The 18845-nt window shown below is 70.9% G+C and carries 13 protein-coding genes; 5 read left to right on the top strand and 8 right to left on the bottom strand.

All coding sequences use genetic code 11. The features are described 5' to 3' along the window. Positions 1-5: 5 nt before the first annotated feature. Positions 6-3629 (bottom strand): replicative DNA helicase, encoded by a 3624-nt coding sequence (locus AC4H2G_RS04615; protein WP_494364575.1) that lies wholly within the window; start codon positions 3627-3629, stop codon positions 6-8. A gap of 254 nt (positions 3630-3883) precedes the next feature. Between AC4H2G_RS04615 and AC4H2G_RS04610 the strand changes: the two genes are divergently transcribed. Then, positions 3884-5317, top strand: a complete 1434-nt coding sequence (locus AC4H2G_RS04610) for an MATE family efflux transporter (protein WP_494364574.1) — start codon at positions 3884-3886, stop codon at positions 5315-5317. A gap of 210 nt (positions 5318-5527) precedes the next feature. Here AC4H2G_RS04610 and rplI read toward each other — a convergent pair whose 3' ends face one another. The 5 genes from rplI to AC4H2G_RS04585 all read right to left on the bottom strand — a co-directional run bounded on the left by rplI (position 5528) and on the right by AC4H2G_RS04585 (position 9944). Then, positions 5528-5974 carry a 50S ribosomal protein L9 gene (rplI, locus tag AC4H2G_RS04605; RefSeq protein WP_494364573.1) on the bottom strand — a complete coding sequence of 149 codons (447 nt, stop codon included), beginning with the start codon at positions 5972-5974 and terminating at the stop codon, positions 5528-5530. Positions 5975-5993: 19 nt separating this feature from the next. Further along, positions 5994-6230, bottom strand: coding sequence for a 30S ribosomal protein S18 (gene rpsR, locus AC4H2G_RS04600; protein WP_021481584.1), 237 nt, complete (start codon positions 6228-6230; stop codon positions 5994-5996). A gap of 91 nt (positions 6231-6321) precedes the next feature. Next, positions 6322-6852 (bottom strand): single-stranded DNA-binding protein, encoded by a 531-nt coding sequence (locus AC4H2G_RS04595; RefSeq protein WP_494364572.1) that lies wholly within the window; start codon positions 6850-6852, stop codon positions 6322-6324. Positions 6853-7013: 161 nt separating this feature from the next. After that, positions 7014-7304 carry a 30S ribosomal protein S6 gene (gene rpsF, locus AC4H2G_RS04590; RefSeq protein WP_435737754.1) on the bottom strand — a complete coding sequence of 97 codons (291 nt, stop codon included), beginning with the start codon at positions 7302-7304 and terminating at the stop codon, positions 7014-7016. Positions 7305-7508: 204 nt separating this feature from the next. Next, positions 7509-9944 carry a transglycosylase domain-containing protein gene (locus AC4H2G_RS04585; RefSeq protein ID WP_494364571.1) on the bottom strand — a complete coding sequence of 812 codons (2436 nt, stop codon included), beginning with the start codon at positions 9942-9944 and terminating at the stop codon, positions 7509-7511. Between the two features lie 403 nt (positions 9945-10347). Between AC4H2G_RS04585 and AC4H2G_RS04580 the strand changes: the two genes are divergently transcribed. From AC4H2G_RS04580 to AC4H2G_RS04570, 3 genes are all read left to right on the top strand, one after another. Further along, positions 10348-11043 (top strand): PadR family transcriptional regulator, encoded by a 696-nt coding sequence (locus AC4H2G_RS04580; protein ID WP_251152939.1) that lies wholly within the window; start codon positions 10348-10350, stop codon positions 11041-11043. Continuing rightward, positions 11040-12131: an inositol-3-phosphate synthase gene (locus AC4H2G_RS04575; protein WP_494364570.1), complete on the top strand. Its 1092-nt coding sequence runs from the start codon at positions 11040-11042 to the stop codon at positions 12129-12131. The genes AC4H2G_RS04580 and AC4H2G_RS04575 overlap by 4 nt, the downstream gene beginning before the upstream one ends. A 470-nt stretch (positions 12132-12601) precedes the next feature. Then, a complete protein-coding gene (locus tag AC4H2G_RS04570) occupies positions 12602-13933 on the top strand; it encodes an MFS transporter (RefSeq protein ID WP_494364569.1) in 1332 nt (443 codons plus the stop codon). Here AC4H2G_RS04570 and AC4H2G_RS04565 read toward each other — a convergent pair whose 3' ends face one another. Continuing rightward, positions 13934-15184: an epoxide hydrolase family protein gene (locus AC4H2G_RS04565; protein WP_494364568.1), complete on the bottom strand. Its 1251-nt coding sequence runs from the start codon at positions 15182-15184 to the stop codon at positions 13934-13936. A gap of 459 nt (positions 15185-15643) precedes the next feature. Between AC4H2G_RS04565 and AC4H2G_RS04560 the strand changes: the two genes are divergently transcribed. Then, the gene (locus tag AC4H2G_RS04560; RefSeq protein ID WP_494364567.1) at positions 15644-17140 is read left to right on the top strand and encodes an MDR family MFS transporter; all 1497 of its coding nucleotides are present in this window, start codon (positions 15644-15646) and stop codon (positions 17138-17140) included. 78 nt (positions 17141-17218) lie between these two features. On the opposite strand, the gene AC4H2G_RS04555 is transcribed toward AC4H2G_RS04560, so the two are convergent. Continuing rightward, positions 17219-18817 (bottom strand): CCA tRNA nucleotidyltransferase, encoded by a 1599-nt coding sequence (locus tag AC4H2G_RS04555; protein ID WP_494364566.1) that lies wholly within the window; start codon positions 18815-18817, stop codon positions 17219-17221. Positions 18818-18845: the final 28 nt, after the last annotated feature.

Below are 18845 nucleotides of genomic sequence, written 5' to 3'. Positions count from 1 at the left end.
CGACGTCACATCTGCATGTCCGCAAACCGTTGGTAATGGCCCTGGAACGCCACAGTGATGGTGTCCGTCGGGCCATTACGGTGCTTGGCGACGATCAGGTCTGCCTCGCCCGCGCGTGGTGACTCCTTCTCGTAGGCGTCCTCACGGTGCAAGAGGATCACCACGTCAGCATCCTGCTCGATGCTGTTGTGGGCAGCGATCCCGTTGGCGATGAAGTTGTGCCCGTCGAGCACCGTGGCGTCGAAGACCTGCTTCTCCCCCATCGGCTCGATCGCGACCACCTCGTCCCACAGCAGGTCGTTGACGGCCATGATCTCGAGTTCCTCGCTCTCGAGCACCGCCGCGATCTTGCCGAGCCGGTGCCGGGAGGGTGCGTTCTTCCACAAGGCGCTCCCGCAAAACTGGGTGCCGATCGCCGAAGCGAACTCCCGGTGCGTCATGCCACGCTCGACGAGAATCCCGCGCACGTCCTCCCAGACCTGGCGAGGCACGGTGTCGACATTGGTGTTCGAACGCGTATCCCGGATGATCGCCAACAACTTCTCGGCGATGTCGCCGCGGTCTCCGTGCACGCCGATCTCTTGGAGGAACCGGCGCTGGTCGTCCACACCACTGACATCGAGCGTGAAGCCGGGGCGGTAGTCGCCCTTGAGCGTCGTCCGGCGTAGCCGCGTCGAGATGCCGAACCGGAGCAGGAGCCGCGACAGGCCGTCGACGAGTTCACGCGAGGTGGAGGCGTAGTAGATACGCCCGCTGCGTCCGTTCTTGTTCACCGTCACCGAACCGTCAGTGGCCCAGATGTGTTTGATGAAGAGCGCGATCTGACGCTTCGGCAGGTGGAAGACGCTCGTCGGGATGAACTTCTCGTGGCTCCGCGCGCCGAACAGACCCATCTCGTCCAGCCACTCGGCGATCGGGTTCCGTCGACCGCGGGCGAGCCGGAACGGCGCCGGGAGCCGGAGGGTCGTCACACGGGCAGCGGCGTACTCATCACGGATGGGGGTGATCCCGAACGCCGTCGCCGCGTCGCTGACGGCCGTGAGGTTTCGCTCGTCGATCGAGGCGTAGCGGATCGGCTGACGCTTGACGAACGACCCGTCACCGAGGAGATGAGCCAGCATGACGACCTTCCGGTCGTCCCACTCGGCGTTCCGCTCGGGTCCGGGGACGTGGCGCGGCACGCCGATGCGCGAACCCACCTCGAGCTCTCCGAGCGGCGTCCACCCGTCATAGGTGAGGAACGGGTGGTTCGCCGTCGCCTCGATCTCCTTGCCGGACGCGAGCCGCATCCGGAAGACGGGCTTCACGCCCGTCGGGAACACGTGCGTGAGGTGCCGGCGCACGTACTGCAACCGGTCGTTGAGCGCCCACACCGGGACGTCCTTGGCGTTGAGGGCGAAGAGCTCCCCCATCGTCGTCTCGGCACCCGTGTCCGCACGCAGGATCTTCGTGTCCTCCGTCAGGCAACCCGACTCACGAAGGTCGCTCATCTGCGGCTTCTTGTCGCCGCGCTGTTCAGGACCACGGTTCAGCTGCGAGATCGCGATGACCGGCACCTCGAGCTCCTTCGCGAGCAGCTTGAGTGCGCGAGAGAACTCCGAGACCTCCTGCTGTCGCGACTCGACGCGCTTGCCGGAGGACATGAGCTGGAGGTAGTCGATGACGACGAGCTTGAGGTCGTGCCGCTGCTTGAGCCGCCGGCACTTCGCGCGGATCTCCATGAGCGACATGTTGGGCGAGTCGTCGATGAACAGCGGCGCCTCGGCGACCTTGCCCATCGTGCCGGCGAGCTTCTGCCAGTCGCCGTCGTCCATCTTGCCGGAGCGCATGCGCGTCAGCGGCACCCGTGCCTCGGCGGCGAGCAGACGCATGGTGATCTCGTTGCGGCTCATCTCCAGGGAGAAGATGACGGACGCCATCTGGTGGTGCACCGCGGCATGTGTTGCGACGTTGATCCCGAGCACGGAGTTGTGCGTCGGCACCATCGACCGACCCGCCAGGTACAGGTGGGAGGGGTGCTCGACCTCGACGCAACGCACCGGCACCGACTCGACCCGCCGCACGTCGACGACGAAGCGCGACGTCAGCCTCGCCGTACCCGGGCGCCGCCGCTCCTTGTGGGCGAGGCGCTTGCGCTCCAGCGCGAAGACGTCGTCATCTGTCGTGAAGGTGATCGTGTAGGCCGTCGATGACGCCTCGCTCCGACCCTTCACCGCCCTCGTTGACCAGCCCGTGCGATAGCCGAGCGTGTGCACCAGCTCCCGCGTCTCGGACGCGAGGCGCTCGTTCGTCAGCGTGATCTGCACGCTGCCCGTGGGATCCACCGTCCCGTCCGCGTCCAGGAGGCCCGCCAGCAGCTCTCGTCGCTGGGCCTCACTGGCCCGCAGGTACGGCTCCGGAATGCGCGACGTCGCCGCCTCACCGAGGGCACGCAGCTGCTCGTCGGTCGGCTCCGTCGAGTAGCCCAGGCCCTCGATCCGCATCGCGATCTCGGGATCGGCAGAGGTGAACTCTGCCCGACGTGAGCTCCCGTCACCCAGCCAGACGCCCAGCGCGTAGGGGTGGATCGGCAGCTCGGCCTTCGGGAGATCCAACGGGCCAGCCGTCGCGACCGAGTGGTTCACCCGCCGTTCCGCCGTCGCGCACCGCACCGTGGCGGCGAGCTCCTCGGTCGTCCTCACCGACGAAGACGGTGTCTCGCCACCGCGCACCACGCGACGCTGCGCACGGGTCGAGGTCACCCACTGGTGCTGCGCGTCCGCGACGATCACGGTGCCGTCGTCGAGCTCGACCTCGTAGCACGGGCGGTCGACCATCACCTCGGTGGCGGCGACGACCCGCGTCGGCGCCCCGTCGGCCGCGACGAGCAGGTCACCGACCGCGACGTCGCCCATCGTCGTCCAGCCGGACGGCGTGGGGAGCGGCGTGTCCAGGGCGAGGGCCTTGCCGATGGCCGGACGCGCCGCGACGACGATCATCTGGCCCGGATGCAGGCCGTTCGTCAGCCGGTCGAAGTCGGAGTAGCCGGTCGGCACGCCCGTCATGCCCTCGCCACGCCCCTGCGCGGCCTCGATCTCGTCGAACGTCGGGCCGAGGATGTCGGACAGCGGCGCGTAGTCCTCGGTCGTCCGGCGCTCGGTGACGGCGTAGACCTCGGCTTGGGCGTTGTTGACGATCTCGTCGACGTCGCCGCCGTCGGTCGCGTACCCGAGCTGGACGATGCGCGTCCCGGCCTCGACGAGGCGGCGCAGCACGGCCCGCTCGCGCACGATGCGTGCGTAGTACCCGGCGTTGGCGGCCGTCGGGACGCCGGCCATGAGGTCGTGGATGTACGGGGCGCCGCCGATGCGCTGCAGCTCGCCGCGCTTCGTCAGCTCGGCCACGACCGTGATGGCGTCGGCCGGCTCACCGCGCCCGTAGAGGTCGATGATCGCGTCGTAGACCAGCTCGTGCGCCGGGCGGTAGAAGTCGTTGCCGCGGATCTGCTCGATGACGTCGGCGATCGCGTCCTTGGAGAGCAGCATGCCGCCGAGGACGCTCATCTCGGCCGCGACGTCCTGAGGCGGCGTGCGGTCGAACCCGGACGACCGGGATCCCCCGTAGCTCTCCTCGAGCTCGTCGATCGACATGCGCCCCTCGTTCCCCCGGGGACACGGCCCTCTCGGGGGCGCCCCGGGCATCGCCCGCGTCGTACACGTGTTCTACAGCGGGCCACCCACACGACTGTCCCGGTGGCCGCACCTCCTGTTCCCGACAGGCACGACCCCGCGACACTAGATCCGCCTCCGGAGCACCGCAAACGTGCCTGTGCACAGGCCGGTGGACAGACAGGGGGCAGCCTGTGGACACAGCCCCTCATGCTGTGCACACCCGGTGGACAACCATGTGGACAACGAGGGGATCTCCCTGTGTACAGGACCCCGCAGCCCGCCTGACCAGCCGTTTCATTACCCTCAGGGGTGTGGACGAAAGAAAGTTCGACGACACGCCGACGACACGCCGATCGCTCCTCGACCGGCAGATCCTCGCCCTCGCCGTGCCGGCACTCGGCGCCCTCGTCGCGGAGCCGCTCTTCGTCCTCGTCGACTCGGCCGTCGTCGGACACCTCGGCACCGCGCAGCTCGCCGGGCTGTCCCTCGCCTCGACTCTCCTCGTCACCCTCGTCGGCCTCTGCGTCTTCCTCGCGTACGCGACCACCGCGGCCGTCGCTCGACGCCTCGGCGCCGGCCAGGAGCGCGAGGCCCTGCAGTCCGGCGTCGACGGCCTGTGGCTCGCGCTCGGCCTCGGGATCCTGCTGGCGAGCCTCCTGTGGATCACCGCGCCCTGGGCGGTCGGCGCGATGGGCGGCACCGGAGACGTCGCGGAGCACGCCGTCGTCTACCTGCGCTGGTCCGCGTTCGGCCTCCCCGGCATGCTGCTCGTCCTCGCCTCGACCGGCGTCCTGCGCGGCCTGCAGGACACCCGCACCCCCCTGTGGGTCGCCGCCGGCGGCGCGACCGCCAACGCCGTGCTCAACGTCGTCCTCGTGTACGGGGTCGGCCTGGGGATCGCGGGGTCCGGCATCGGCACCGCGGTGGCCCAGCTCGGCATGGGCGCGATTCTCGTCGCGGTGGTCGTGCGCGGTGCCCGACGGCGCGGCGCGGGTCTGCGCCCCGCGGCCGGTGGCATCTGGGCCAACGCGCGCGCGGGCACCCCGCTCTTCGTCCGCACCCTCTCGCTGCGCCTCGCGATCCTCCTCACCGTCTTCGTCGCCACCGGCCTCGGCGAGGTCACCCTCGCCGGCTACCAGGTCGTCGCGTCCGTCTGGGGACTCGCCGCGTTCGCGCTGGACGCGCTCGCCATCGCCGCGCAGGCGCTCGTCGGCCACGGCCTCGGCGCCGACGACGTCCCTCGCGTCCGCGCGGTCCTGCGCCGCACGCTGCAGTGGGGTGTCGCGGCCGGGGCCCTCCTCGGTCTCGTCATGGCAGCCGGCGGCTGGTGGTTCGCGCTGCTCTTCACGTCGGATCCCGACGTGCGGACCGCCGTCGCCCTCGGCATGGCCGTCTGCGGCCTGCTCCTGCCCATGGCCGGCTGGGTGTTCGTCCTCGACGGTGTCCTCATCGGCGCCGGCGACGGCCGCTTCCTCGCCTGGGCCGGCATGCTGACGCTCGTCGTCTACGTCCCGGTCGCGCTCGCCGTCCGGCACTGGGCGCCCGACGGCGCAGCGGGCCTCGCGTGGCTCTGGCTCGCTTTCGCGGGGGTCTTCATGGCCGCGCGCGCCGTGACCACGGGCCTGCGCGCCCGCGGCTCCCGCTGGATGGTCACCGGCACCGCCTGACCCGCGAGGTGTCAGCACCCCACGGGTCCCTGAGCCTGCGCAGCGCTGACAACCCTGAGGGCCCTCGAGCTGTCAGCACCCCACGGGTCCAGAGGCCGGTGCAGCGCTGACAACGCGCTCGCCGGATCAACGCAGCACGAAGGCCCGGCCCCTCCGGAGAGGGACCGGGCCTTCGACGTCCGAGCCCGAGGGCTCAGAGGTACCGCTCGATCAGGCAGCGACGACCTTCACCGCGACGGTCGCGGAGACCTCGGGGTGCAGGCGGACGGAGACGGTGTAGTCCCCCGTCGACTTGATCGGCTGACCGATCTCGATCTTGCGCTTGTCGACCGACGAGCCGGTAGCGGCGACCGCGGACGCGATGTCCGACGTCGTCACGGCACCGAAGAGACGACCGGCGGCGCCGGCCTTCGCCTCGACGACGACCGGCTTCGACTGCAGTGAGTCACGGATCGCCTTCGCGTCGTCGAGCGACGCGATCTCGCGGGTCTTGCGCGCCTTGCGGATCGCGGAGACCTGCGACTCGGCACCCTTCGACCACGGCGTGGCGAGCTTGCGCGGGACGAGGTAGTTGCGGGCGTACCCGTCCTTGACCTCGACGACGTCGCCGGGCTCACCGAGACCGGTGACCTCGTGCGTCAGGATCAGCTTGGCCATGAGTTCTTCCCCTTCCCGCTCAGCGAGCCGTCGACGTGTACGGCAGCAGAGCCATCTCGCGGGCGTTCTTCACCGCACGAGCGATCTGGCGCTGCTCCTGGACGGAGACGCCGGTCACGCGACGCGCGCGGATCTTTCCGCGGTCGGAGATGAACTTGCGCAGCAGCGCCGTGTCCTTGTAGTCGACCGACTCGATCTTGGCCGACTTCAGCGGGTTGGACTTCTTCTTGGGCTTGCGCACCACAGGCTTTGCCATGGTGTTGCTCCTCTACAAGGTGCGATCTGCGCCCTGGCCGCTCACGCGGCGTCGGGCACCAGATGTCGGGTGTTCTGGGTGAGGCGAACGGTCAGAACGGGGGCTCGTCCGAGAACGAACCACCGGACGACGCGGGGCCTGCCGTGGCCCACGGGTCGTTCTGCTGCTGACCGCCGCCGGAAGCGCTGAATCCGCCACCGCCGGAGGCTCCGCCGGAGCCTCCGAAGCCGCCACCGCCGCCGCCACCGCCACCCGAGCGCTGGGCCCGGGTGACCTTCGCGGAGGCGTAGCGCAGGGACGGACCGATCTCGTCCACCTGCAGCTCGACGACGGTGCGCTTCTCTCCCTCACGGGTCTCGTACGAGCGCTGGACGAGACGGCCCTGCACGATGACGCGCATGCCCTTCGTCAGCGACTCCGCGACGTTCTCCGCGGCCTCGCGCCAGATCGAGCAGCGCATGAACAGCGTGTCGCCGTCCTTCCACTCGTTCGACTGGCGGTCGAAGGTCCGCGGCGTCGACGCCACCGTGAAGTTGGCCACCGCTGCACCCGCGGGGGTGAAGCGCAGCTCCGGGTCACCCGTGAGGTTCCCGATCACCGTGATGACGGTGTCACCTGCCATGGCCTGCTCCTTCGTGGTTCGTCGGTGTCGTCGGCGTCGTGTCTCGACTCGTACGATCTCTCGCCGCTCGCGCGTCGGCCCATCCCATCACGCGGCGCCCACACGCGCTACGGCGTGGGGACGACCCGTGGACGAGGACCGAGAGGGGGGTGCGGGGAGGGTCAGCGAGCGTCCGTGCGCAGGATCTTGGTGCGCAGCACGACCTCGTTGAGGCCGAGCTGACGGTCCAGCTCCTTGGCGGTGTCGGACGTCGAGGTGAAGTCGACGACCGCATAGATGCCCTCGGACTTCTTCTTGATGTCGAACGCCAGGCGGCGACGACCCCAGATGTCCACCTTGTCGACGGTGCCGCCGTCGGTCTTGATGACCGACAGGTACTTGTCGAGCGACGGGGCGACGGTGCGCTCCTCGATCTCGGGGTCGAGGATGATCATCAGTTCGTACTGGCGCATGCGGGTAACCCACCTCCTCTGGTCTTCGCGGTCACGGTCCATCCGTGACAGGAGGGTTGTCATGCACTGCTGTGCGCTCTCGCGCACCTGCTGCCCGACGACGTCGCTCGCCCAGGTGGGCGTGCGGCAGCGCGGACAGCAGCTCCCCAGGCTACCCGCACGGAGCGGGGCCCGGGAAATCGGTGGGCTGCAGGACCGACGGCGTCAGCCGCCGCCCCCGCCGCCGCCGCCGTTGTTGCCGCCGCCGTTGTTGCCCCCGCCCTCGCCGGGTTCCTCCGTGGGCGGCGGCTCGGTGGGCTCGGGCTCGGTCGGTTCCGGCTCCGGCTCCGGCTCCTCGGTCGGCTGGGTCGCCGGGTCGGGCCCCTTCGACACGACGATCGAGATCGTCGAGCCCGGTGGCACCTCGGCCATCGCCGACTGGCTCAGCACGTACCCGCGCGGCTGCTGGTCCGAGAACTCCTCGGTGACCCGCACCTTGAGCCCTGCTGCCTGGAGCGCCGAGCGCGCGGCGCCCTGCTCCATGCCGACGACGCCCGGGACGGCGACGTTCTCCGGCTGCTCGACCGGCGGCGGCTCCTCCGTCGGTTCCTCGGTGGGTGTCTCCGTCGGGGTCTCGGTCGGGGTCTCGGTCGGCTGCGGCTTCTTCGGCGGGGTGTACGCCGGGAACTCCTGGACGGGCATGTTCGCCGTCGCGGCCTGCATGTACGACGTCCACGCCTCGACCGGCCACGTGCCACCCGTCATCGCGGGGTCTTGCCACGTCGCCCACTTGCCGAACGGGGTGATCGACTCCTGCGCACCGTCTTCCGCGCCCGACTGGTACAGCCCGACGACGGTCGCGAGCTGCGGGGTGTATCCCGCGAACCACGCCGACTTGTTGTCGTTCGACGTGCCCGTCTTGCCGGCTGCCGGACGCCCTAGCGCCTTCGCCGGCTCGCCCGAGCCTTCCTCGACGACCTGCGTGAGTGCGTAGGTAGCACCCGCCATGACGTCGGGCTCGAACGCCTTCGTGCGCTTGTCCGCTCCGGGCGCCTCGTAGACGAGGCGTCCCTGCGCGTCGACGACGGACGCCACGATGTGCGGCGTCGACCGCATGCCCTGGGCGGCGAACGTCGCGTAGGCGTTGGTGAGCTCGAGCGGGGTGACCGTCGCCGTCCCGAGCACGTTCGCCGCGTTCGCGGCGACCTCTGTCGTCTCGCGGATCCCCGCACGGTGGGCGACCTCGGCGGTCTTTCCCGGACCGACCTCGATGTTGAGCTGCGCGTACACGGTGTTCACCGAGTTCGCCGTCGCCGTGACCAGGTCGATGTTCCCCCACGAGTTGAACCCGAAGTTCGTGACCTTCCAGTCCGCGCCGTCGTTCGCCTCCGGGAACGTCTGCGGTTGGTTGCCGTCGAAGCGCTCGTCCAGCGTGTGCCCGTCCTCGAGCGCGGCGACGAGGGTGAACGGCTTGAAGGTCGACCCGCCCTGCGCGGCACCGCGCGTCGCGTTGTTGTAGGCCTGTTCCACGGCGTCCGGGCCGCCGTACAGCGCGCGGATCGACCCGTCGTTGGGGTCGATCGACACGATGGCCGCACGCAGGTTCGGCGACGCCGGGTTGGCGTCCTGCTCGGGCGTGCGCGGGATCGAGTTCGCCGTGTCCACCGCCGCCTGCTGCATCGCGGGATCGATGGTCGTGGTGACCTTGTACCCCTTGCTCTGCAACATGTCCTCGGTGATGTCGTTCTCTGCCAGCTCCGCCTCGACCATGCCGAGGAGATACCCCGTCGGGCCGGCGTACTTGTTGGACTTCACGTACTCGATCGGCTGGGGGAACCCCGCGGCGATCGCGGCTTCGTGGTCGGCCTTCGAGATGTGGCCGTCCTCTTCCATCTGCCGGAGCGTGCGCTCCCAGCGATGCGTCGCCTGATCGAGGTCGTTCGCCGGGTCCCAGTTGGTCGGGCTCGGGATGATGCCGGCGATCATCGCGGACTCCGACAGCGTCAGCTCCGCGGCAGGCTTGTTGTAGTACTTCTGCGACGCGGCCTCGATGCCGTACGCCCCGCGCCCGAAGTAGATCGTGTTGAGGTAGTTCCCGAGGATCTCGGACTTCTCCTGCTGCTGCGTGATCTTCAGCGCGAGGATCGCCTCACGGGCCTTGCCCGCGTAGTCGGTCACCGTGTTGGTGTAGTAGCGCTCGACGTACTGCTGCGTGAGCGTCGAGGCGCCCTGACGCCCGCCGCCCTTGACGTTGTTGTAGAAGGCGCGTGCGATGCCCCTGACGTCGACGCCCGAGTTCGTCCAGAACGTGCGGTCCTCGGACGCCACGACCGCGTCGCCCACGTACGCGGGCAGCGTCGAGTAGTCGACGATCTCGCGGTTCTCGACGGCGTAGGTGCCCATCGTCGTCGTCCCGTCACCCCAGTAGACCGTGGACGTCTGTGCGTCGACGTTCGGCAGCTCGTCGGGCACGTCGGTCGTGAACCACGCGGCCACGAGCACGCCCGCGACGAGCGCGACGCCGGTCAGCATCGTCCCGACGACGACGCGCCACGACGGCAGCCACCGACGGAAGCCCTGGACGCGCGAACGCGGGTAGTCGAAGAAGCGACGACGCCCGCTGGCGGTCGTCCGTCCCTTCGTCCTCGTGGATCGCGCCACGGTCTACCTTCCTCTGGGGGACAAGCGGAGAGCGGCAGGATGCGCGCTCGTGGCCCGTCACGACCCGGCCCGGGGGCCGACGCCGCGTCCCCGCCTGAGGCGAGGAACGTCGTCGGGCACGGGGCCGGCACACGGCGGACCACCCTGAACAATAGGGCGTCGCCCTGCGCGCACAAGGGCCTGTGGACCTCGTCGCGCGATGCTGCCCCATTGATTCGCCCCGGCGTCCCCGCGCCTCCCCGGCTCCTTCACAAACCCCGGCGACCCCGTGACGCGCGTCTCACCGGCGAGCCGGCATTGCGCGACGCGTCGAGAGGACCTAACCTCTCGATGTATCGACTCGATACATCGAGTTCTTCGGCCGTTCGGTCGGCGACGCAAGCAGCGGGCAGGAGGTGGGATCGTGCGCAGCAAGACACCGGTGCTCGAGACCGCGATCCTCGGCCTGCTCAACGAGTCGCCGCTGCACGGGTACGAGCTGCGCAAGCGGCTCAACATCATGCTCGGATCGTTCCGCGTGCTGTCGTACGGCTCGCTGTACCCGGCGCTGAAGTCGCTCGTCGCGCGGGGCCTCATCACGGGGACCCAGCAGACGGCGGCTCAGACGGCGCTCGCCCCGGCCCTGTCGGGCAAGCGGGCGCGCATCGTCTACGAGCTGACCGCCGAGGGCAAGGAACACCTCCAGGACGTGCTGGCCTCCTCAGGGCCCGCCGCATGGGAGGACGAGAGCTTCGACGTCCGGTTCGCGTTCTTCGCGCAGACCGACGCCGAGACCCGCATCCGCATCCTCGAGGGCCGGCGCACCCGGCTCACGGAGAGGCTGGAGGCGGTCAGGGAGTCCGCGGCCCGCACCCGCGAGCGGCTCGACGAGTACACGCTCGAGCTGCAGCGCCACGGACTCGAGCAGGTCGAGCGCGAGGTGCGCTGGCTCGACGGTCTCATCACCACCGAGCGCGACCGGACCTTCGGGCACCCCCGAGGGAGCGGTCGCGCACGACCCAGCAGCACCCCGCATCCTGCGGAACCACCCGAGCAGGAGCCCGACGGCGCACGGCGACCCGAGGACCCTGGAACTTCGAACACCAAGGAGCGAGGATGACCTCCATCCGCGTCGCCATCGTCGGCGTAGGCAACTGCGCATCGTCTCTGGTCCAGGGCGTGCACTTCTACCGTGACGCCGACCCGAGCAGCACCGTCCCGGGCCTCATGCACGTGCAGTTCGGCGACTACCACGTGTCGAGCCTCGAGTTCGTGGCGGCGTTCGACGTCGACGCGAAGAAGGTCGGCTTCGACCTCTCCGAGGCGATCAACGCCTCCGAGAACAACACGATCAAGATCGCGGACGTCCCGCCGCTCGGCGTGACCGTCCAGCGCGGCCCGACGCTCGACGGCATCGGCAAGTACTACGCCGAGACCATCGAGGAGTCGGACGCGGAGGCGGTCGACGTCGTCGCCACGCTGCGCGAGACCCAGGTCGACGTGCTCGTCTGCTACCTCCCCGTGGGCTCGGAGCAGGCCGCGAAGTTCTACGCGCAGGCCGCGATCGACGCCGGCGTGGCGTTCGTCAACGCGCTCCCCGTCTTCATCGCGTCCGACCCCGAGTGGGCCGCGAAGTTCGAGGAGGCCGGCGTGCCGATCGTCGGCGACGACATCAAGTCGCAGGTCGGCGCCACGATCACGCACCGCGTGCTCGCCAAGCTGTTCGAGGACCGCGGCGTCGTGCTGGACCGTACGTACCAGCTCAACGTCGGCGGCAACATGGACTTCAAGAACATGCTCGAGCGCGAGCGCCTGGAGTCGAAGAAGGTCTCCAAGACGCAGGCCGTGACCTCCAACCTCACCGGCGCCCTGGCCGGCAAGACGGAGGACCGCAACGTCCACATCGGCCCGTCGGACTACGTCGCGTGGCTCGACGACCGCAAGTGGGCGTACGTCCGCCTCGAGGGCCGTGCGTTCGGCGAGGTCCCCCTGAGCCTGGAGTACAAGCTCGAGGTCTGGGACTCCCCCAACTCCGCCGGCATCATCATCGACGCCGTGCGCGCCGCGAAGATCGCCAAGGACCGCGGCGTCGGCGGCCCGATCCTCTCGGCGTCGACCTACTTCATGAAGTCCCCGCCGGTCCAGATGGAGGACACGAAGGGCCGCGCCCAGCTCGAGGCCTTCATCGCCGGCGAGGTCGAGCGCTGATCCGGAGCGCAGCAGGATCAGCGCGAGACGCATCACCGCGCGCTGACCTGAACCCTCCGAGGTAGAACGCTGGTCCGCGGGTGGGGGCGCTCTCGGTGCTCGGGCTGCCGCGCCCTCACCGTGGTCATTCGACCGCGGCTTCAGGAGCGCGGCTCTACGCCCTTCGCATCCGAGACCGCCCCCACCCGCTCGCACGTCGTCTCGCCCGGGTACTACCTCGCGCGACCCGCGTCGTACCTCGCGCGACCGGGGTATTACTTCGCGTGGACGACGCCGGCCACGGCGCCAGGTGAGACGGCACCGGGAGGGCGGGTGGGCGCGCCGCGTCGTGGTGGGTCTGGCGGGAGCCGCGAGGAACGAGCGGCGGATGGTAGACGCGGCGCGCCCACCCGCCCGACCTCCCAGGGCGACCTGCGACCTGCGACCGACCGACCGCCGTCGGCCAGGACCACGAAACGTAGGGTGGACGCGTGGGTGTGATCTCCGAGCTCCGGGCGCTGCTGCGCCTCGAGGGCTTCCGTCGACTGTTCGCGGTGCGACTCGTGTCGCAGGCGGGCGACGGCATGTTCCAGGTCGGTCTGGCGTCCCTGCTGTTCTTCTCCCCCGAGTCGCAGGGCACGGCGGCGGCGATCGCGGGCGCGTTCGCAGTGATGCTCGCGCCGTTCACGATCGTCGGGCCGTTCGCGGGCGTGCTGCTCGACCGCTGGCAGCGCCGGCAGGTCCTCGTGTGGGGCAACGCGGTCCGCGTCGTCCTCACGCTCGGCATGGCCGTCCTCATGCTCTCGGGCGGCGTGAGCGGCTGGATCTACGCAGTCGGCCTCGCCGCCCTGTCCGTCAACCGCTTCCTCCTGGCCGGTCTGTCCGCGGGGCTCCCGCGCGTCGTCGACGGCCCGCTGCTGCTCACGGCCAACTCGCTGACCCCCACGCTGGGTGCCGGCGCGGCGTTCGTCGGCGGCGGCATCGGGTTCCTCCTCGGACTGACGTTCGAGCCGGGCCGGGTCAAGGACTCGTCGGCCCTGGTGTGCGCAGCCCTCGTCTTCGGCGTCGCGTCCCTCCTCGCGCTCCGGCTGGGCCGCACGCAGCTCGGTCCGGACCGCCCCGCCGAGGCCGCGATCACGAGCGAGATCGCCAAGGTCGCGCGCGGGCTGGTCGACGGCGCGCGCTACCTCGTCGCGCGCCGCACGCCCGGTCAGGCGCTTCTCGCGATGGCGACGCACCGGTTCCTCTACGGGGTCGCGTTCATCGCGTCGATCCTCATCTCGCGCAACCTGCTCGACCCGGGGAACCAGGACGCCGGCATGGCGACGTTCGCGATCGTCGTCGGGCTCACGGGCGTCGGCGGTGCGGGCGCGATGGTCCTCACCCCCACGCTCTCGCGGTACACCGGCCCGCAGGTGTGGATCGCCATCATGCTGCTGCTCGCCGCGGCGAGCCAGCTCCTCCTCGTCACGACGCCGTCGCGCGCCGTGGTCTACACGGGCGCGGCCCTGCTCGGGCTCGCCGCGCAGGGCACGAAGATCGCGGTCGACACGATCGTCCAGCGCGACACCGAGGACGGGTACCGCGGCCGCGCGTTCGCGTTCTACGACGTCCTGTACAACGCGGCCTTCGTCGGTGCCGCAGCCCTCGCGGCGTTCACCCTGCCCGACACGGGCTGGTCACGCGGGGTGTTCGTCGCTCTCGCGGTCGCCTACGTGCTCGCCGCGCTCGTCCTGGGGACGCGCGGGGCACGCCGTCCCGCTCCGGCGGGGCGCGCCGTCGTGCCCGACGCCGCAGCGACGTCGGGCACGACCCGCACCTGATCAACCGGTCGGCGCGGCCGTCCGGTCGAGCTCCGCGGCGAAGGCTCGCAGGTCGTCGGCGACGAGCTGCGGCTCCTCGAGCGCGGCGAAGTGCCCCCCGCGCGGCATCGTGGCGAAGCGGCGGACGTCGAAGAAGCGCTCCGCGTACTCGCGCGGCGGCTGGGCGATGTCGCGCGGGAAGACCGCGAACGCCGTCGGCACCTCGATGCGCGCGGACCACGCGGCGTCGTCCCCCGTGCCGGACCACGCGGCGTCGTCCCCCGCGCCGGACCACGCGGCGTCGCCCTCGCCCTCCGCGCCGGCCCACGACTCCGCACCCGACGCGTCGCCCCAGTCGGCATCGGCGCCCTCGTTGTACAGGCGCATCGACGACCGGACCGAGTTGCCGACCCAGTAGAGCATCACGTTGGTGAGCAGGTCGTCGTCGGACGGCATCGTCTCGGACAGGTACGCGAAGTGGTCCACGAGCCACGCGGCGAGCCCGACCGGCGAGTCGCTCAGCCCGTAGGAGAGGGTGAGCGGACGGGTCGACTGGATCGCGACGTACCCGCCGTGCTTCGCGCTCCACGCCTCGACCGCCGCGAACATGGCCTGCTCGGCGTCGCTCGCGGTCTCGCGGTCGACGAGGAAGAGGTTGGGGAACGGGACGTCGGTGAGGTGCAGGCCGGCGACGCGGTCGGGGTGGGCACGGGCGACCTCCTGCGCGACGACGCTGCCCCAGTCGCCGCCGTGCACGAGGTAGCGGTCGTACCCGAGCCCGGCCATGAGGCTCGCGACGACCTCGGCGCTCTGCGTGCCGCTGAAGGTCCCGGCGTCGGGCTGCTCGGAGTAGTCGAACCCGGGGAGCGACGGCACGACGACGTCGAACACGGGGGCGTCCGGCCCGACAGCGGGGTCGCGCCCGGTGAGGAGATCGACCACGTGGTCGTAGCGGTGGAACGAGTCCGCCCAGCCGTGCAGGAGCAGGACCGCGGGGGCGTCCGGTCGCACGGCGCGCTCGTGGATCGCGTGGACCTCGCGACCGTCGACCGTCGCGACGACGTGGTGGAGCCGGTTGAGGCGGGCCTCCTGCGCGCGCCAGTCGTAGCCATCGGCCCAGTACTCCGCGAGGCGACGCATGGTCGAGAGCTCGGTGCCGCGCTCCCAGCCGTCCGACTGCAGCTCCGAAGGCCAGCGCGTGCGGGTCAACCTCTCGCGCAGGTCGTCGAGCGTCGCCTGTGGCACGTCGACGGTGAACGGACGGAACTTCATGGTCGCCTCCGGTGTCTGGTGCGTTCTCTTCGTCCACGCTACGAGGAGTAGCGGTCAGCCGACGTCCTCTTCTGCACACGCATCCCTGGCTATCGGGACCGTTCTGATCGCCAGACGACGCCAGGACGGCGTGCACGTCGCTCCCGTCACGACGCTGGGTCCGTGACGACGTCCCCTGACGGGAGGTGACCGCAGCGCTCGTCGGGTGCAACCTGACCGATGAGTGCGGGACGGAAAAGCAGTCGTCAGGACGTCGGGGAATAACGCAGGATTGTTCGTGGTCGTACTGGGTACGGATCGACGTGGTGCGCACCGCGTGGCCCGCCCGGGACGCGACACCGGCCTCCCGCTCCCGCCCCGACCGACACCCGACGACGCCCGCGCACCCTGCGCGTCGTCGCCCCCTTCCCACAGCCGGCCCAGACCGTGACCGGCGTCCCGACGCGAGCGGAGACACCCGTGCCATCCACGAAGACCAGACCGGAGACGACGAGGCCGGTCCCGCCGTCGGGCACCGTGTCCCCCGTCGTCGCCGACAAGCTCTCGCGCCGGGACTTCACCGTCATCGCGCTCCTGCTCTCGTCCGCGTTCGTCGTCATCCTCAACGAGACCACCATGGGCGTGGCGCTGCCCGCGGTGATGGACGAGTTCGGGATCACCGAGTCGGCCGGGCAGTGGCTGACCACCGGGTTCCTCCTGACGATGGCGGTCGTCATCCCGACGACGGGCTGGCTGCTGCAGCGCCTCGGCACCCGCGGGGCGTACATCCTGGCGATGTCGCTGTTCAGCGCGGGCACCCTCCTGGCCGCGATCGCGCCCGTGTTCAGCCTGCTCGTGGCGGCCCGCGTGGTCCAGGCGACCGGCACCGCGATCATGATGCCGCTGCTCATGACGACCGTCATGACCACCGTCCCCCACCACCGGCGGGGCCGCGTCATGGGCAACGTGTCGATGGTCATCGCCGTCGCGCCGGCGCTCGGCCCCACGATGTCCGGCGCCGTCGTGACGGCTCTCGGCTGGCGCGAGGTGTTCTGGGTCGTGCTGCCGATCGCCCTCGGCGCGCTGGTGCTCGGCGCGCTCAAGGTCCGGGACGTCGCCGACCGCGCGCGCAACCGGCTCGACCCGCTGTCTCTCGTGCTCTCCGTGGGCGCGTTCGGCGGCCTCGTCTACGGGCTCTCCGCCCTCGGCGAGTCCGCGCAGCACGCGATGCCGGTCTCCCCGGTGGTGCCGCTCGTCGTCGGCGTGACGTTCCTCGGCCTGTTCGGGTGGCGTCAGCTGGTGCTCCAGCGCACCGACGCCGCCCTGCTCGACCTGCGCGTCTTCCGCGCCCCGGGCTTCGCCGTCGGCCTGGGTGTGATGGCGGTGAGCATGATCGCGATGTTCGGCATGATCATCGGGCTGCCGCTCGTGCTGCAGCGCGCGATGGGCCTGTCTCCCGTGGTCAGCGGGCTGCTCATGCTGCCGGGCGGGCTCGCGATGGGCGTGCTCGGACCGATCGTCGGGCGCCTCTACGACCGCGTCGGGCCACGCCCGCTCGTCCTTCCCGGCGTCACCGCCGTGGGGGTCGCGATGGTCCTCTTCGCGGCCCTCGACCCCGCCTCGCCGTTGTGGCTGGTGCTGGTGGGCCACATGGTGCTGAGCGTGGGGCTCGCGTTCATCTTCACCCCGACCTTCACGTCGGCGCTCGGCGGCCTCAAGCCCTCGATGTACTCGCACGGGTCCGCCGCCGTCGCGACGGTCCAGCAGCTCGCCGGTGCCGCCGGCACCGCGCTCTTCGTCGCGCTGCTGACCCTACGGTCGGTGGCGCTGCTCGACGACGGCGCGTCGCAGGCCGAGGCCACCGCCGGCGGCGCGCAGCTCGCCTTCACCGTCAGCGCGGCCGTCGTCGTCGTCGCCCTGGTCCTGGCCTTCCGGCTGCGCAAGGCGGAAGCCCCCGAGGGTCCGGTCGGTCACTGACCAGCCGGGCGCCCTCTGCCGAACCCGGGGTTACCTACCCATCACGACGCTGATCGGTAGGTAAGCCCGGGTTCGGCGTCACGGGGTGGTCGACTCGGGCTGCTCGGCCCACCACGCCAGCAGGTCCGCTCGGGCGGTGTCCTCGTCGACCGGGCCCCGGTCGAGGCGCAGCTCCAGCAGGTGCTTGTACGCGCGGCCCACCACCGGACCGGGCGCGATCCCGAGGATCGTCATGATCTGCTGCCCGTCCAGGTCGGGACGGACCGCGTCGAGCTCCTCCTTCGCGCGGAGGTCCGCGATGCGCCGCTCGAGGTCGTCGTACGACTCGCGCAGCCGCTGCGCCTTGCGGCGGTTGCGCGTCGTGCAGTCGGCGCGTGTGAGGCGGTGCAGCCGCTCGAGCAGCGGCCCGGCGTCGGTGACGTACCGGCGCACCGCGGAGTCGGTCCACGCGCCGTCACCGTAGCCGTGGAACCGCAGGTGCAGCTCGACGAGCCGCGCGACGTCCTTCACGACCTGCTTGTCGTAGCGCAACGCCTTGAGCCGCTTCGCGACCATCTTCGCGCCGACGACCTCGTGGTGGTGGAAGCTCACGCCGCCGCCCTCCTCGAACCGCCGCGTGGGGGGCTTGCCCACGTCGTGCAGGAGTGCGGCGAGGCGCAGCACGAGGTCGGGTGCGGGGACGGCGCCGTCGGGCCCGGTCTCCTGCGCGATCGCCTGGTCGAGCACCGTCAGCGAGTGCTCGTACACGTCCTTGTGCCGGTGGTGCTCGTCGATCTCGAGCTTGAGCGCGGGGAGTTCGGGCAGCACGTGGTCCGCGAGGCCCGTGTCCACGAGCACCTCGAGCCCGCGCCGGGGCTCGGCCGCGCACAGCAGCTTCGACAGCTCGTCGCGCACACGCTCGGCGGACACGATCTCCACGCGCTCGGTCATGAGGACGAGCGCGGCGAGCGTCCCGCCGTCGACCGCGAACCCGAGCTGCGCCGCGAACCGCGCGGCGCGCATCATGCGCAGCGGGTCGTCGTCGAACGAGCGCTCCGGGGCGATCGGTGTGCGCAGCACGCGGCGCTCGAGGTCCCCGAGGCCGTCGAACGGGTCGACGAACGTCATCTCGGGCACGCGGACGGCCATCGCGTTGACAGTGAAGTCGCGGCGCGACAGGTCGCCCTCCAGCGTGTCGCCGAACGCGACGACCGGCTTGCGCGACGTCGCGTCGTACTCGTCGGACCGGTACGTCGTCACCTCGACGACGAGGTCACCCGCAGCGCCCGGCGGGGACGACGACGCCGGGTCGTGGCGGGTCTGGCGGGAGGACCCGAGGGACGAGGGTCCGGATGGTAGACCCGGCGTCGTCGTCCCCGCAGGGCGCCGCCTGCCGAAGCGCTTCGCGCCGATCGTGCCGAACTCCTTGCCGATGTCCCAGTGCGCGTCGCCCCACCGCGCGAGGATGGCCTGCGTCTCGTCGGGGGACGCGGACGTCGCGAAGTCGAGGTCGTTGCTCGCCCGCCCGAGGAACGCGTCCCGGACCGGGCCGCCGACGAGCGCGAGCTCGTGGCCTGCCGCGCGGAACGCCTCGCCCAGCTCGATCGCGGCCGGCGCGAGCTCGGCGAGCACGGCGAGGGCGCGGCGCTGCAGCTCGAGCGCCGCAGGGGTCGGCTGGGAGGACGGTGGCGTGGGCACGACACCCAAGCCTGCCAGATCGGACGGT

This window comes from Cellulosimicrobium sp. BMG9.23, assembly GCF_059159985.1.
Note: the sequence above shows the minus strand (reverse complement) of the source record. Positions and strands in the feature narration are given on the sequence as shown.